General features: G+C 62.7%; 10 protein-coding genes and 1 pseudogene. 8 read left to right on the plus strand and 3 right to left on the minus strand.

Annotated elements, in window-relative coordinates; all coding sequences use genetic code 11:
• Positions 1 to 75: 75 nt before the first annotated feature.
• Positions 76 to 1,803: a hypothetical protein gene (locus A0257_01395; GenBank protein ID AMR25880.1), complete on the plus strand. Its 1,728-nt coding sequence runs from the start codon at positions 76 to 78 to the stop codon at positions 1,801 to 1,803.
• 168 nt (positions 1,804 to 1,971) lie between these two features.
• Here the strand turns inward: A0257_01395 and A0257_01400 are convergent, their stop codons facing one another.
• A complete protein-coding gene (locus A0257_01400; protein AMR25881.1) occupies positions 1,972 to 2,427 on the minus strand; it encodes a hypothetical protein in 456 nt (151 codons plus the stop codon).
• A gap of 275 nt (positions 2,428 to 2,702) precedes the next feature.
• On the opposite strand from A0257_01400, the pseudogene A0257_01405 reads away from it, so the two are divergent.
• From A0257_01405 to A0257_01420, 4 genes and pseudogenes are all read left to right on the plus strand, one after another.
• Positions 2,703 to 5,513 (plus strand): annotated as a pseudogene (locus tag A0257_01405) (hypothetical protein).
• Positions 5,514 to 5,704: 191 nt separating this feature from the next.
• Positions 5,705 to 6,349, plus strand: a complete 645-nt coding sequence (locus A0257_01410; GenBank protein ID AMR25882.1) for a cell envelope biogenesis protein LolA — start codon at positions 5,705 to 5,707, stop codon at positions 6,347 to 6,349.
• A 131-nt stretch (positions 6,350 to 6,480) separates the two neighbouring features.
• Positions 6,481 to 7,785: a hypothetical protein gene (locus tag A0257_01415; GenBank protein ID AMR25883.1), complete on the plus strand. Its 1,305-nt coding sequence runs from the start codon at positions 6,481 to 6,483 to the stop codon at positions 7,783 to 7,785.
• A gap of 17 nt (positions 7,786 to 7,802) precedes the next feature.
• Complete coding sequence (locus A0257_01420; protein AMR25884.1) at positions 7,803 to 9,083, plus strand: hypothetical protein; 1,281 nt, start codon at positions 7,803 to 7,805, stop codon at positions 9,081 to 9,083.
• 75 nt (positions 9,084 to 9,158) lie between these two features.
• Here the strand turns inward: A0257_01420 and A0257_01425 are convergent, their stop codons facing one another.
• Entirely contained in the window at positions 9,159 to 10,010 is an 852-nt protein-coding gene (locus A0257_01425; GenBank protein AMR25885.1) for a hypothetical protein, read from the minus strand.
• A gap of 159 nt (positions 10,011 to 10,169) precedes the next feature.
• A complete protein-coding gene (locus tag A0257_01430; GenBank protein ID AMR25886.1) occupies positions 10,170 to 11,078 on the minus strand; it encodes a hypothetical protein in 909 nt (302 codons plus the stop codon).
• A 132-nt stretch (positions 11,079 to 11,210) separates the two neighbouring features.
• On the opposite strand from A0257_01430, the gene A0257_01435 reads away from it, so the two are divergent.
• From A0257_01435 to A0257_01445, 3 genes are all read left to right on the plus strand, one after another.
• Positions 11,211 to 11,843, plus strand: coding sequence for an acetyltransferase (locus tag A0257_01435; GenBank protein ID AMR25887.1), 633 nt, complete (start codon positions 11,211 to 11,213; stop codon positions 11,841 to 11,843).
• A gap of 128 nt (positions 11,844 to 11,971) precedes the next feature.
• Complete coding sequence (locus A0257_01440; protein AMR25888.1) at positions 11,972 to 12,919, plus strand: hypothetical protein; 948 nt, start codon at positions 11,972 to 11,974, stop codon at positions 12,917 to 12,919.
• 140 nt (positions 12,920 to 13,059) lie between these two features.
• A complete protein-coding gene (locus A0257_01445; GenBank protein AMR25889.1) occupies positions 13,060 to 13,929 on the plus strand; it encodes a phosphorylase in 870 nt (289 codons plus the stop codon).
• The last annotated feature ends 146 nt before the right edge of the window (positions 13,930 to 14,075 follow it).

A 14,075-nucleotide genomic window follows, 5' to 3' on the forward strand; every position in this document is an offset into this window, starting at 1 on the left:
GCGGCGCGCCCGAACTGGAAAGTTCGCGCTACTGGCTGCTTATCTGCCTGAACAGGGTAGTTACTTTGCGCCCGTATGCTGCCCACGTCTTTGAAACCACTTCGCCTGGCCCTGCTGGGGCTATTAGTATTTATGGTGCCGCTGGTGGCGCTGGGACCGCACACCTTCATTATCCTGCACGACAACCTGGAGGCCGAGGTGGTGTACGCTTACCTGCTGGCCAAGCTGCACCTCACGCTGGCCGGCGGCCCCGGCGTGGTGGTGCTGCCCATTATGGACGGCCTGCCGCGCGATGCCATGCGCTCGGGGCTGAGTGTGACGTTGTTGGTTTTCAATTTTTTGCGCGATTCGCCGCTGGTGGCTTACCTGCTGCACGAGGCGCTGGTGCGGGTGGTGGCGCTGCTGGGTATGTACTGGCTGCTGCGCCGCTACGGCCTGTCGCAGCCCACGCAGCGGGGGCTGGCGGCGGCCGTGGCGCTGCTGTGGGCCGTGCTGCCGGCGTACAGCATTTTTGGGCTGAGCGTGCTGGGCCAGCCGCTGCTGCTGCGCGCCGCCCTGGATTTGCGCCGGGGGCTGTCGCGCCGGCTGGCGTGGGCCGTGTGCGCGGCGTTTCCGTGGTGGTCGGCGCTGGTGCTGGTGGGGCCGTTTGTCGCGGTGGCGTGGGGGGTAGGGCTGCTGCTGGACCTGGCGCGGCGCGGCCGGGCCGCCTGGCCGGCCACCTGGCGGGGGGTAGGCGGCCTGGCGCTGCTGCTGGCCAGCTACGCGCTGGTGGAGTGGCGCATGCTGGATAGCTTATTGGTAGCCAAGGAGTTCGTGGCGCACCGCGAAGAATTTGACCTGGGCCGGCTTTCGCCGCTGGGGGTGGGGGTAGGGCTGCGCGAGGCGGGGCAGCTGTTCTGGCTGGGGCACTACCACGCCAGCCCGTTTTTCAAGGGCGGCATTGTGCTGGCGGGGCTGGTGGCGCTGACGCGGCTGGCGGGGCCGGCGCGCCGGCGGCTGGCGCGGCAGGGCGCGGCGGTGCTGGCGGGCGTGGCGGCGCTGTGCGTGCTGGCGGCCTTGCTGCCGCAGCTCTCCATTCAGTGGCAGCGGCAGCTGCCGCTGCTGCACGCGTTTTCGCTGGGGCGGTTCTACTTTTTGCTGGCGCTGCCCTGGGTGCTGCTGCTGGTGCTGGCGGTGCGGCAGTTGCCGGCCGGCCGGCTGGCCTACGCGCTGGTAGCGCTGCAAGTGCCGTTTGCGCTGGCCGCCAACCCCGAGTTTACGGACAACGTGCGCGCCCTGGCCGGCCACCCGCGGCCCGACGCGCCCGGCTACGCGGCCTACGTGGCGCCGGGCCTGCTGCGGCAGGTGCAGCAGTTTATTCTCCGGCAGACCGGCCAGCTGCCGCCCGCCTACCGGGTGGCCAGCCTGGGCCTGCCGCCTGCCGTGGCGCAGCTCAACGGCTTCTACACGCTTGACTCGTACCAGACCATTTATCCGCTGGCCTACAAGCACGCTTTTCGGCCCATCATCGCTGGCGAGCTGGCCAAAAGCCTGGCCCTGGCCACGTACTTCGACGCCTGGGGCAACCGCTGCTACCTGCTGTCGGCCGAGCTGGGCCGCAACTTCGCCATTGCCAAGCAGCCCGCCCGCGAGGTGCAGCACTTCGCCTTCGACGCGGCGGCTTTTCAACAGTTGGGCGGGCGCTACGTGCTTTCGGCCGTGCGCCTGGCCCACCCGGCCGAAAGCGGCCTGCACCTGCTGGGCGTGTTCGACGATTCGCAAGCCTACTGGCGGGTGTACCTGTATGGGGTTACAAGTGAGTAGAAATTTAGGACTTTATGCAAAAACGTCTGTCATTGCGAACAAAGTGAAGCAATCGCACCAAAACGAGTCGTTCGAGCATCGTTCTGGTGCGATTGCCGCGTCCCTGGCTTGATGCGCCACATGCTCGCAATGACAGACGTTTTTGCATAAAGTCCTGCTAATTAATTGCTAAGCCGCTGCCGGGAGGTCAGTACCCTGGTGCCGGGCGTTGCGGCGCTGGCAGTCGCGCAGCCAGGCAGCGGCTTCTTCTACGGTTGTAAAGAGCTGTAATTCAAATTTATCCGCAAAAGGGTCTTTCGTTAATAAAAAGCTTAGGTCTGCCTCGGTGTGGGGCTGAAGCACGTGGGCCACGTAGCGCAGCCCGAGGTGCGTGGCCTGCGGCACCCACACGCGCTGCAACCAGCCCACGGAGTCAAACCACGGGCCCTGAATCTGGCTGTTATCATTGAGCAGGTAGGGCGAAGGCGTCTGGTGCAGGGCCTGCAACGCGCTGGCCGCCCCTTGCTCCGCGTTCAGGGGCGCCACAAACCCCCGCCAGGTAGTGCGCAACCAGCCCTCGGCGGGTATGTATTCGGTAAGGCAAAAGGCGTGGTTAGTAAAGTGAAGAAGGACGGGGCCCGACATAAATGAACGGTAAAAAGGTGGGAAATAATAACAGGAAGAGTTGATAAAATAGAGATAGCCGCAAAAATAGAAACAGAATCAGTCTTTGAAAGCACCCGCCGCCACCCTGGCCCGGACCGGCGCAGCCGGGTCACGTAAGCCCTGCCCAAAAGCGCCGTCGCTGGCGTAGATTTGACCTTTCCGTTTGCCCGTGCATGGCTTCTAATAATTTCCGAAACCCAACGGGTGGCCCGGCAGCCACCAACCGGCCGGGGCCTGCGCCAGCCGATAGCGCCGCCGCGCGCCCACCGCGGGGCAATACGCCGCGCTCTGCCCCCGAAACCGCGGCCACCCCAGGCCGCCCGGCGGCCAAGGCGCGCCAGGCGGCACCGGCGCAGCTCCGCGCCCCGCGCCGGCCCTTGCCCGGCCTGGGCCAGCTCACGGCCTTTTTGCGCGACCGGCGCTTTCACCTGCTCATCGGCTTTGGGCTGTTGCTCGGCTCGCTGTACCTCACCATTGCCTTCACCTCGTTTCTGCTCAGCGGGCGCGCCGACCAGAGCGTGGTGGCTGCCCTGGGCACCGTGCCGGTGAAGGAAGCCGGCCAGGAAACCGGCAACTGGCTGGGCCTGCTCGGGGCCTGGCTGGCCGAAAAATTCATCTACCGGGGCTTCGGGCTGGCCGCGTATGCGCTCATCCCGATTGTCTTTTTTCTGGGCTATAAAATCGTATTTCGGAAGGCGGCCGGCTCGGTGAGCTACGTGCTGGCCCTGGGCCTATTTACGATGCTCTGGACGAGTACGCTGCTGGGCTACGTGGTGGTGCAGCTGGCCGTGCCCGCCGCCAACCTGCCCGCGCCCGACCCCGCCCAGGCGCACCGCCTCGACTGGCTGAGCGGCGGGGCCGGCTACGAGTTAGCCCTGTGGCTCGACTCGCTCATTGGCTGGGGCACGGTGCTGCTGCTGGCCTTCGGACTTATCATGTTCGTAGTTTTCTTCTTCAATATCACCACGTTGAATCTCAACCTGGGCGGCGTTGATGACGACGAAGAGGATGCCGCCGCCGTGCCCGTGGCCACTGCCCAGCCTGCTAAAACGGGCGAAAACCGCCCCACCGTTCCCGCCCCTACCCCCCTGCCCGAGCGCGAACCCGAGTTTGAGCCCGCTCCCGCTCCTGCGTCGCGCCCCAGCGCCCTCAAGGCCCCGGTACTTGCCAGCACCAGCCTGGAAGTGGCCCCGGCATCGGAGGAAGAAGAAGTGGAGATGGAGCCTGCCCCAACGCCCGGCAGTGGGGTAGGGGTGCCGTTGGCCGTGACGCCAGCGGCCCCCAGCGGCCCCGCATTTTCCTTCGAGCTGCCCACTCCGGAGCCCGAGGTTGCTCCCGCGGTGGCCGTGGCCGCCAGCATTCCTACCCCCCTCTCGCTGGCCGACCTGGCCGATGGCCCGCTACCTGGCCTAAGCACCCGGCTCCCGGCATCAGGCACCAAGAATCTGGAAATTACCGTGCCTAGCCGCGACGACCTCGACCCCAACGCCGGGGCCGACATCGCGGCCGTGTCCGACGAAGACGAGGACGCCGACCAGATGCCGGACGTGAACTACGACCCCACGCTCGACCTCTCGCGCTACCAGTTCCCCACCCTGGAGCTGATGAACGATTACGGCGTGGCCAAAGCCCAGGTCACCAAGGAGGAGCTGGAGGCCAACAAGGACCGCATCGTCGAAACGCTGGGCCACTACAACATCGCCATTGCCAGCATCAAGGCCACCATCGGGCCCACGGTCACGCTCTATGAGATTGTGCCGGAGGCGGGCATCCGCATCTCCAAAATCAAGAGTCTGGAAGATGATATTGCCCTGAGCCTGGCCGCGTTGGGTATTCGCATTATCGCCCCCATTCCCGGCAAGGGCACCATTGGCATTGAGGTGCCGAACGCCAAAAAGGAGATGGTGAGCATTCGCTCGGTGCTGGGCAGCGAGAAGTTTGCCCGCACCGAAATGGACCTGCCCATCGCCTTCGGCCGCACCATTACCAACGAAGTATTCGTGGCCGACCTGGCCAAAATGCCCCATCTGCTCATGGCCGGCGCGACGGGCCAGGGCAAGTCGGTGGGCCTGAACGTGATACTGGCCTCGCTGCTCTACAAGCGCCACCCGGCCCAGCTCAAGTTCGTGCTCGTGGACCCCAAGAAGGTGGAGCTGAGCATCTTCAACAAGATTGAGCGCCACTTCCTGGCCAAGCTGCCCGACACGGAAGAGGCCATCATTACCGATACCAAGAAGGTGGTGAACACGCTGAATTCGCTGTGCATGGAGATGGACCGGCGCTACGATTTGCTGAAGGAAGCCGGCTGTCGCAACCTAAAAGAGTACAACCTCAAGTTTGTGGAGCGGCGGCTGAACCCCAAGAAAGGCCACCGTTTCCTACCCTTCATCGTATTGGTGATTGACGAGCTGGCCGACCTGATGATGACGGCCGGGAAGGAGGTCGAAACGCCCATCGCCCGCCTGGCGCAGTTGGCCCGCGCCATCGGCATTCACCTCATCGTGGCCACGCAACGGCCTAGCGTGAACGTGATTACGGGCATCATCAAGGCCAACTTCCCGTGCCGGATTTCCTTTAAGGTGACCAGCAAAATCGACTCGCGCACCATCCTGGATACCGGCGGGGCCGACCAGCTCATCGGCCAGGGCGACATGCTGTTTTCGGCCGGCTCGGACCTGATTCGGGTGCAGTGCGCCTTCATCGACACGCCCGAAGTGGACCGCCTCTGCGATTACATCGGTGAGCAGCAGGGCTACGCCGACGCCTACTTGCTGCCCGAAGTGGCCGGTGCCGAAGGCGACGAAGGCAGCGGCAACGAGGAACTGGACCCCAGCGAGCGCGACTCCATGTTTGCCGAAGCTGCCCGCTGCATCGTGCTGCACCAGCAGGGCTCCACGTCCCTCATCCAGCGCAAGTTGAAGCTGGGCTACAACCGCTCGGGCCGCCTGATGGACCAGCTGCAACAGGCCGGCGTGGTGGGTCCGTTCGAGGGTAGCAAGGCGCGGGCCGTGCTCATCCCGGATGAGTATCAGTTGGAGCAATTGCTGGCTACGCTACCAAAGTAAGGAGTGTAGGGTAAGCTTTAGCTTGCCGTTTTAGGACCTGCGCCGCCTGCCCGGCAAGCTAAAGCTTACCCTACACTTTCTCTCCAATAATTACCAATCAATCCTGGATAATTGATTTTGGCTGGCTTTTTGCATACGTTTTGCCGTATCAAGCTCGCCCTACCCCATTAAGCTGGGCCTTTACTTTCCCCATGACCAAGCAATTAGCTCTACTCGCCCTGTCTGCTGCCCTGGCCCTGCCCGCCGCCGCGCAGCAAGACCCTAAAGCCGGCAAAATTCTCGACGCCGTGAGCGCTAAGTACACGGCACTCAAGTCATTCCAGGCTGCCTTTACCCAAACGCTGGAAAATCCCGCCGCCAAGCTCAAGCAAAATATAACCGGCGAAGTGACCGTGAGCGACCAGAAATACCACCTCACCACCGGCGGCCAGGAAGTCATCAACGACGGCAAAACCACCTGGACCTACCTCAAAAACGAAAACGAAGTCAACATCTCCGATTCAGACCCCTCGAACCAGGATATGTCGCCGGCCCAGATGTACAGCATGTACAAAAAGGGTTACAAGTATACCTACGTGAAGTCGTTGAAAGACAATGGGGTAGCCAGCGACCTCATCGAGCTGTCGCCGGAAGACCGTAAGAATGACGTGTTCAAAGTGCAGCTCATTGTGGGCACGGCCGACCACGCCATCCACAGCGTGAAAACGTTTAAGAAAAACGGCACCCGCACTACGTTCTCCCTCAAGAACTTCAAGCCCAACGTGCCCGTGACGGCTAGTACCTTCACCTTCGATAAGGCGGCCCACAAAGGCGTGAAAGTGGTGGACTTACGGTAAGCTGAAAGTTGCATTGACGCAAAAAATCGCCTGTCATTGCGAGCTTGCGAAGCAATCGCCCCGGAACGAGTCGTTCGGATGCGATTGCTTCGCTCTGCTCGCAATGACAGACGATTTTTAATGCCTACTCTATGCGCGAAGATTTCCTTCACTACGTCTGGCAGCACCAGTACTTCGACAAGGCCGACCTGCGCACCACGGCCGGCGAGGAAATTCAGGTGCTGCGCCCCGGCCAGCGCAACGCCGATGCCGGCCCCGATTTCCTTAACGCTCGCCTGCGCCTGGGCGAAGTAGAGTGGAATGGCGCGGTCGAGATTCATCTGCGCGCCTCTGACTGGCAACGGCATAACCACCAGGTAGATAAGAAATATGACCAGGTGGTGCTGCACGTCGTGCACACCGCCGATGCCGACGTGCTTCGCACCAATGCCAGCCTCATTCCGGCGCTGGCGCTGGCCCCGCGCCTGGCCCCCGACCTGCTGGCCCGCTACGAGGCGCTGGTGGCCGCGCCGCCCGCTGCGCCGCTGCCCTGCGCCCCGCTGCTACCCCAGGTGTCGCAGCTGGTGCGCACGATGATGACCGAGCGCGCCCTGCTGGAACGCGTTGAACACAAGGCCGATACCATCGCCGAATTGCATGCGAACCTCGGCGACGACTGGGAGGCCACCGCTTACCACGCGCTGATGGCCGCCTTCGGCTTCCAGAAAAACAGCGAGCCGCTGGCCCGCCTCGCCAAGGCCGTGCCGCTGGCCGTGCTGCGCCGCCATCGCCACGACGCGCGCCAATTAGAGGCGCTGCTATTCGGGCAGGCCGGTTTTCTGGTTGAAAATGAGGAAACGGCGCAGGATGAGTATATCCGCGACCGGCGGCAGGAACACGAGTTTTTGCGACACAAGTATGGGCTGGGCGAGGCCGCGCTGGCCGCCCACGAGTGGAATTACTTACGCCTGCGGCCCGCCAATTTCCCGGCCGTGCGGCTGGGGCAGCTGGTGGGACTGCTTCATCGCCGCCCGGCCTTGTTCGATGCCCTGCTCACGGCCCAAAGCGTGGCGGCGCTCACCGAGTTTTTTGCCGGCGCGCCGGCCCCCGACTACTGGCGGGCGCATTTCCGGCCCGGCCGGGGGGGTAGGGTGCCGAGCCTTGGCAAGAGTAGTGTTGAATTGCTGATTACCAATGTGGTAGTACCGCTGCGGGTAGCCTACGCCCGCCACACGGGCCAGCCCGCGCTGGTCGAAAGCAGCATTACGCTGCTCACTGAACTGCCCGCCGAGCATAACCAATACACCGACCTGTACCAGGACCTGGGCTTCGAGCACCGCACGGCCGCCGACTCGCAGGGGCTGCTGGCGCTGCACAAAGGCTACTGCCAGCCGCGCCGCTGCCTGCACTGCGCCATCGGGGCGCGGCTGGTGGGCGGGAAGGGGGTAGGGCGATGAGAATAGGTATCGCCTTGTTGCTCAACCTGCTGCTGGGGGTAGGGCTGGCGTGGTGGCTGCGGCGCGAGCGGCGCCAGGCCCCGCTTGGCCTGCGGCCCTGGCTGCTGCCGGCGCTGGCCTGGCGGCTGCTGCTCACCGCCGGCGTGTGGCGCTGGCCCAGCCCCGATGGGCAGTTTATGCAGCAGTGGAGCCGGGGCCTCACGGCCGAAATCTGGCAGCACCCGGCGCTGGCCGGGGCGCTGCTAAATGGCAGCGAAATGCACCTGAACGGCTATAGCCTCCCATTTTATTCATTGTCCAATACCTTATTCTGCCTCAAAATCCTGGCATTGCTCAACTTCGCCTCGCTGGGAAGCGAGTGGTTGAACGCGCTGTATATCAGCTTGTTTTGCTTTGTTGGCTGCTGGCTGCTGGCGCGCAGCTGGCAGCGGGCGCTACCCGCCGCGCCGCCCGCCGCGCTGGCGCTGGCGCTGCTGCTGTGGCCCTCCGTGGTGTGGTGGACGGCCGGCACCACCAAAGAAGCCCTGCTGCTGGGCAGCGAAACCGCCCTCGTGGCCCTGGTGCTGCCGGCGCTCTACGGCCCGCCACCCGCCGTGCCGGCTGGCTGGCTGCGCCGGGTAGGTAAGGCATTGCTGGTCATTTTTTTAGCCTGGATTTCTTTTAGGACGCGCTATTTTTTCGCGGCCCCGCTGCTGGGCGGGCTGCTGGCGCTGGCGGCCGGGCGCTGGGCTGCGCGCCGCGGCTGGCTGGGCGGCGGCTGGCGGCCGCAGGTCGGGGCGCTGCTGGCCGTGTTGGCCCTGGAAGCCGGGGCGGCAGTCGCGGGGGGCGGCCGGCATTTCGAGCCATCTTATTTCAGCGAGGAAACCAATAAGAACTACCAGGCCGAATTACGGCAGTCGCAGGGCCAGCCCCACCTGGAATACGCCGACTGGGACCCGAGTCCCGCCGGCCTGCTCCGGCACGCGCCGCAAGCGGCCCTGCAAACCCTGGCGCGGCCCTGGCTGGGCGAGTCGGCCCGGCTGCCCTACCTGGCCGCTGGCCTCGAAAACGTCCTGCTGCTAGCGTTGTTGGGGCTGGCGCTGGTGGCCGCCGTTTGGGGGGGTAGGGCGGGCCGACAACCCGTGGCCCTGGCCGTATTCCTGTTGCTCTACTGCCTGCTGCTGGCCGCCTTCATCGGTCTGAACACCCCCAACCTGGGCACCCTGCACCGCTACCGCGCCGCCCTGCTGCCGTGGCTGTTGCTGCTGGCGCTGCCCGCCGCGTTCGCCCGGCCCGCCGCCCCTGCGTCGCCTGCTTAGCGACCCAGCCGCACAAAAAAACGCCGGGCGATGGGCCCGGCGTTTTACGTTGTTTGCGTTGGTTATTTGGCGACGTTAGTTGCGCGCCTGCAACGCTTTGTCGCGCTGTACTTCGCGCTGGTCGCGGGCTTTTTCAAGGCGCTCGTGCGCCAGTTCCCGCTTGTCCATCGCTACTGCCTGGCGGTCGGCTTGGGCATCCTGCTTCGCCGCGTGCTGGGTTTTCTCGTTCATAGCCAGCTTCTTATCAGTAGCTTCGAACTTGGCCTTGTCGGCCATTAGCTTGGCTTCGTGCTTCTGAGCAGCCAACTCATCGTGTTGCAGCCGATTTTTGTCGGCGGTGTGCTCCTTGGTGTCGCGGGCCAGCAGGTTGCGGTCCTGGTCCCGCACGCTCAGGTCGTGGGTCAGCTTGTCCTTGGCGCTGGCCAGGGCGGTGCGGGCCTCCTGCAAGGCGTGCTCATCGGCGCTGGTCTGGGTGGCTGATGCGCCATCGGCTTTGTCGGCCGTTACTTTGGCAGCATCGCCCTGCACGTCGGCGCGGTCGTTGCGCACCGTGCCGCGCTCCGCGTTAGCCGCCAGGTTATCCGCCTTGAGCAGCGTGTGGTCGGTCTTTTGGTCGGCCCGGTCAAGCTTGAGCGCCGTGCGGTCGAGGCGGATGTCCTTGCGTTCCTTGCCGAGGTCCTGGCGCTGCGTAGCGATGGCTTTTTCCAGCGTCGCCACCCGCTTTTCCTCGGCCTTGATGGTGGCCCGGTCGGCCGCAATGCTGGCATCGTCTTTCGTCAGGTCCGTTTTGGCTTTCGCGATGTCGGCCTCCAGCTTGGCAATCTCCTGCTTGGCGGCTTGCAAGGTCTGTTCGTCCTGCGGCAGGGTTTGGGCATTGGCGGCCACGCCGCCCAGGCAGAAAACGGCTGCCAAAAATACTTTTTTCATGAGAATTAAATGAAAAGAAATAGATGGGGAAAGTAGCTGATTAGCTGCTCGTTAAGCAACCTGACTCCGCACCGCGCACCGGTTCGCTGCCGAAGTATTCCTAAGAGCGCTGTCCGGATTGGAGGTTTAACCCGACTGCGCTTTTTTGTGCAATTCACGTTAAAAAGCGTAGCTGGTCGTAAAGCTGACGAAGCTTTTATGACTAAAGCCGGCGTCGGCCGACTCGTGCGCCAACTGGATAGGAATGATGTAGTTATAAGTAGCGCCCGCCGTGAAATTGCTGATGCGCACCTTCACCGGCAGCGCCAGATTCCAGCTCATCAGCCCGAAAGAAGTCAACTCCGTATCCACCGGCTGGGCAGCCTTCGCCGGTTTTTTGGCTTTGGTAACTTTGCTAACGGCCTTGCGCGGAAATACCTGATAGACAATGTTATCCGTGCCGATAGTGGCCGACAAGCTGGGTAGGATGAATAATTTATCAATAAAACCCAGGTTCTTCCAGGCCTTGTAGCCCGAGATAGAAGGCAGCAGCCGGTGTCCCGTCTGGCCGTTGCCGAAGAGCAGCGAATAGGTGGTGCCCAGGCTTATCGGCCCCACATCGTAGCTCAGCAGCACGCTGCCCGCGTTGGTGAGCGTGCCCTGGCCGGCTTCGCTGAACACGTAGTGGTCGTAGGAAAAGTTATAGAGTAAGTTGTTGCCCAATAAGTTACCGTAGCCCGCCGTCAGGTCGGTCAGCAAATAATGCGGTGTCGAAACGCTGTAGAGGCTGCCCGACACGCCTACGTAGGCCCCGCTGCGGTGGTAGTAGTTGAGCGAAGGCGTGGTCGTACTCTGTAGCAGGCCATAATCGCGGCCAGCAAACAGCGTTTGGGGCGAGTAGCTCAGGCGCACGACCAACTGCGAGGGAAGCGCCGCCGGGGGGGTAGGCCGGGCAGTCGCCGAATCGGACCGGACCGCGCCGGGCCGGGGCAGGCTGACCTGGGCCCGGCCCGGCCGCGCCGCCAAGGCCAGCCCAACGGCCAGGCAGCCCGCAATTAATTTTCGGCAAACAACAGAATAGTAGGGCATTACGGAAGTAATGGGGGTGGGGTAGCAATCCGTTTAGAGCCCAACCAGGAGCCCGCGTTTAATGAGCGGCCGGAAAGAAGCTGTCTTTCCGGCCCGATGGGTGAGCCGGCCCCGGCCGTACCTTTGTGGCTTATGGAAAACCCCGTTATCATTCTCGGCGCGCAGGCCGTGGGCACCGCCGCGCTGGATGCTTTTTTATCCAACGAAGTCGTGGTGTACTGCATCCTCGACGACGACCCCAAGCTGCACAATACCGAGCTGCTCGACGTGCCCGTGATGGGCAACACCGACGACGGCGAGCTGCTGAAACTGCTGGGCAAAAAATGCGAAGTTTTCGTAGCCACTGAGGATGCCGCCAGCCGCCGCAGCCTCACCCAAATGCTGCACGACGAATACCAGGTAGTGCCCGTCAATAGCATTCACCAGCGGTCCAGCGTGTCGATACACGCCGAAATCGGCCACGGTAACTACTTCGGTCCCAATGCGGTAATCGCCGCCACCGCTAAGGTCGGCGCGGGCGTGCTGGTCGGCCCCAATGCCGTAGTCGAAGGCCAGGCCAGCATAGGTGATTACGCGCAGCTGGGTTCGGGCGCGCAGGTGGGGGTAGGGGCTACGGTGGGCGTCGGTGCCTTCGTGGGCGCAGGTGCTGTGCTGGTAGCCGGCGTAAAAGTGGGCGACAAAGCCCGCGTGGGCGCCGGCTCGGTCGTGGTGGCCGACGTGCCCAACGGCCAAACGGTATTCGGCAACCCGGCGGTTAAAGTGTAACTTAAAAAAGAACGTCATGCTCATCTGGCGTCCGCTTGCCGAAGCATCTCGCTCGCATCATCCAACGATTCACGCGAGATGCTTCGGTAAGCGGACGCCAGATGAGCATGACGTTCTTTTTATTATAAATGATTATGTTCCAGGTACTTCTTTATTACTGCTATACGCCCCTCGAAAACCCCGAGCAGTTTCGCGAGGAGCACCATCGCCTGTGCCTTGACCTGGATTTGCGCGGGCGCATCATCGTGGCGGCCGAGGGGCTAAATGGCACCGTGTCGGGCACGCGCGAAAATTGCGCGGCTTATATGGCCGCCGTGAAGGCCGACCCGCGCTTCGCTACCCTCGAATTTAAGGTCGATGAGGTGGAGAATCACACCTTTCAGAAGCTGCACGTGCGCGTGAAGTCCGAAATCGTGCACAGCAGCCTACCCCACGTGCGGCCCCACGAAAAGACCGGCCAGCACCTTAGTCCGCAGGAATTCAAGGCGTTGAAGGACCGCGACGACGTGGTAGTAGTGGACGTGCGCTCGGATTACGAGTACAACCTCGGCCGCTTCAAAAACGCCGTGACGCTCGACATCGAGAATTTCCGCGACTTTCCCGAGCGCGTCGAGCGCCTGGAGCAGTTTAGAGACAAAAAAATTCTGACCTACTGCACCGGCGGCGTGAAGTGCGAAAAGGCCACCGCTTTTCTCTTAGAGCAGGGCTTTGAGAACGTGTACCAGTTGCACGGCGGCATTATTAAGTACGGTATCGAGGCGGGCGGTGAGGACTTTGAAGGCCAGTGCTACGTCTTCGACGGCCGCGTGGCCGTGGATGTCAATAGCGTGAACCCCAGTGTTATATCGCGCTGCCACCACTGCCAGCAGCCCTCGCCCCGCCTCATCAACTGCGCCAATCCGCACTGCAACGCTCACCTGCCGCTGTGCGAAAGCTGCGGCGAAACGCTGCAAGGTGCCTGCTCCGAGGCCTGCGCCACCCATCCCGATAAGCGGCCGTATGATGGCACGGGCACGTATCCCAAGCAAAGCAACCATTACACGCCCGCGCAGGGTCTGGCCTCGTACCGGGGGTAGGGCGAGCTTTAGCTTGCCAACGGATGTGCGGTAAGCTTTAACTTGCCGTTTCAGCATTTGGTAAACTCCCGGCAAGCTGAAGCTTACCACATATTTTTCTTCTTAATTTTCTGGCAAGCTAAAGCTTACCCCACACGGCTATGATTCCTGAATCTGAACTCATTCTGAACCCCGACGGCACGATTTATCACCTCAATCTGCTGCCCGACCATATTTCCGATACCATCCTGACCGTGGGCGACCCGGCGCGGGTGGCGCAGGTGAGCCGGCACTTCGACTCCATCGAGTTTGAGGGCATGCACCGCGAGTTTGTGACCCACGTGGGCTACTACCGCGGCAAGCGCCTGACGGTACTCAGCACCGGCATGGGCACCGATAACATTGATATTGTGCTGAATGAGTTGGATGCGCTCGTCAATATCGACTTTCTCTCGCGCACCGTACGGCCGGCTGAAGAGCGTCTGAGCCTGCGTATTATTCGGCTGGGCACCAGCGGTAGCTTGCAGGCCGATGTGCCGGTGGGTGCTATGCTGGCCACCCAGCACGCCGTGGGCCTCGATTCGCTCATGCAGTTTTACCCTTTCATGGAAACGGGATTGGAAACCCAGGTAGCCAAGGACTTGCAGCAGCACCTCGGCCTACCCTTCGCGCCCTACGTGGTGCGCGGTTCCGACCTGCTGCGCGAGCAGCTGGCCGCCGACCTGCTCATCGGCAACACCGTGACGTGCCCCGGCTTCTACGGCCCGCAGGGCCGCCGCCTGCGTCTCGACCTGCGCACGCCCGACTACATGCAGCGCCTCCAAAACTTCCGCCACCAGAGCCCCGAGGGTGATTTCCGCCTCAGCAACTTCGAGATGGAAACCGCCGGCTACTATGCCCTGGGCCAGCTTTTAGGCCACGAGGTGCTGAGCCTCAACGCCATCGTGGCCAACCGCGCCACCGGCGAGTTTGCCAAGAACGCCGGCGATATCGTGGACCGAATGATTGCCCGCACGCTGGCTCTTATCTAAACCGCGGATTTATCGGATTCGGCGGATTAATCGGATTTTGTGGACAATTGGAAAGGCTGCCTATCCGGCAGCCTTTTTACGTTGTGGCCTTTGGCTGTTACGATATCAATAAAAAAGGACGGCTCCTAACCTACGCTAGGAGCCGT

Source organism: Hymenobacter psoromatis (assembly GCA_001596155.1).
Lineage (GTDB): Bacteria > Bacteroidota > Bacteroidia > Cytophagales > Hymenobacteraceae > Hymenobacter.

What these genes read in the sequence shown, in the direction of transcription:
- A0257_01425 (AMR25885.1), bottom strand. Translation starts at nt 10,010, where the DNA reads ATGAAAAAAGTATTTTTGGCAGCCGTTTTCTGCCTGGGCGGCGTGGCC.
- A0257_01400 (AMR25881.1), bottom strand. Translation starts at nt 2,427, where the DNA reads ATGTCGGGCCCCGTCCTTCTTCACTTTACTAACCACGCCTTTTGCCTT.
- A0257_01395 (AMR25880.1), top strand. Translation starts at nt 76, where the DNA reads ATGCTGCCCACGTCTTTGAAACCACTTCGCCTGGCCCTGCTGGGGCTA.
- A0257_01410 (AMR25882.1), top strand. Translation starts at nt 5,705, where the DNA reads ATGACCAAGCAATTAGCTCTACTCGCCCTGTCTGCTGCCCTGGCCCTG.
- A0257_01430 (AMR25886.1), bottom strand. Translation starts at nt 11,078, where the DNA reads ATGCCCTACTATTCTGTTGTTTGCCGAAAATTAATTGCGGGCTGCCTG.
- A0257_01440 (AMR25888.1), top strand. Translation starts at nt 11,972, where the DNA reads ATGATTATGTTCCAGGTACTTCTTTATTACTGCTATACGCCCCTCGAA.
- A0257_01415 (AMR25883.1), top strand. Translation starts at nt 6,481, where the DNA reads ATGCGCGAAGATTTCCTTCACTACGTCTGGCAGCACCAGTACTTCGAC.
- A0257_01435 (AMR25887.1), top strand. Translation starts at nt 11,211, where the DNA reads ATGGAAAACCCCGTTATCATTCTCGGCGCGCAGGCCGTGGGCACCGCC.
- A0257_01445 (AMR25889.1), top strand. Translation starts at nt 13,060, where the DNA reads ATGATTCCTGAATCTGAACTCATTCTGAACCCCGACGGCACGATTTAT.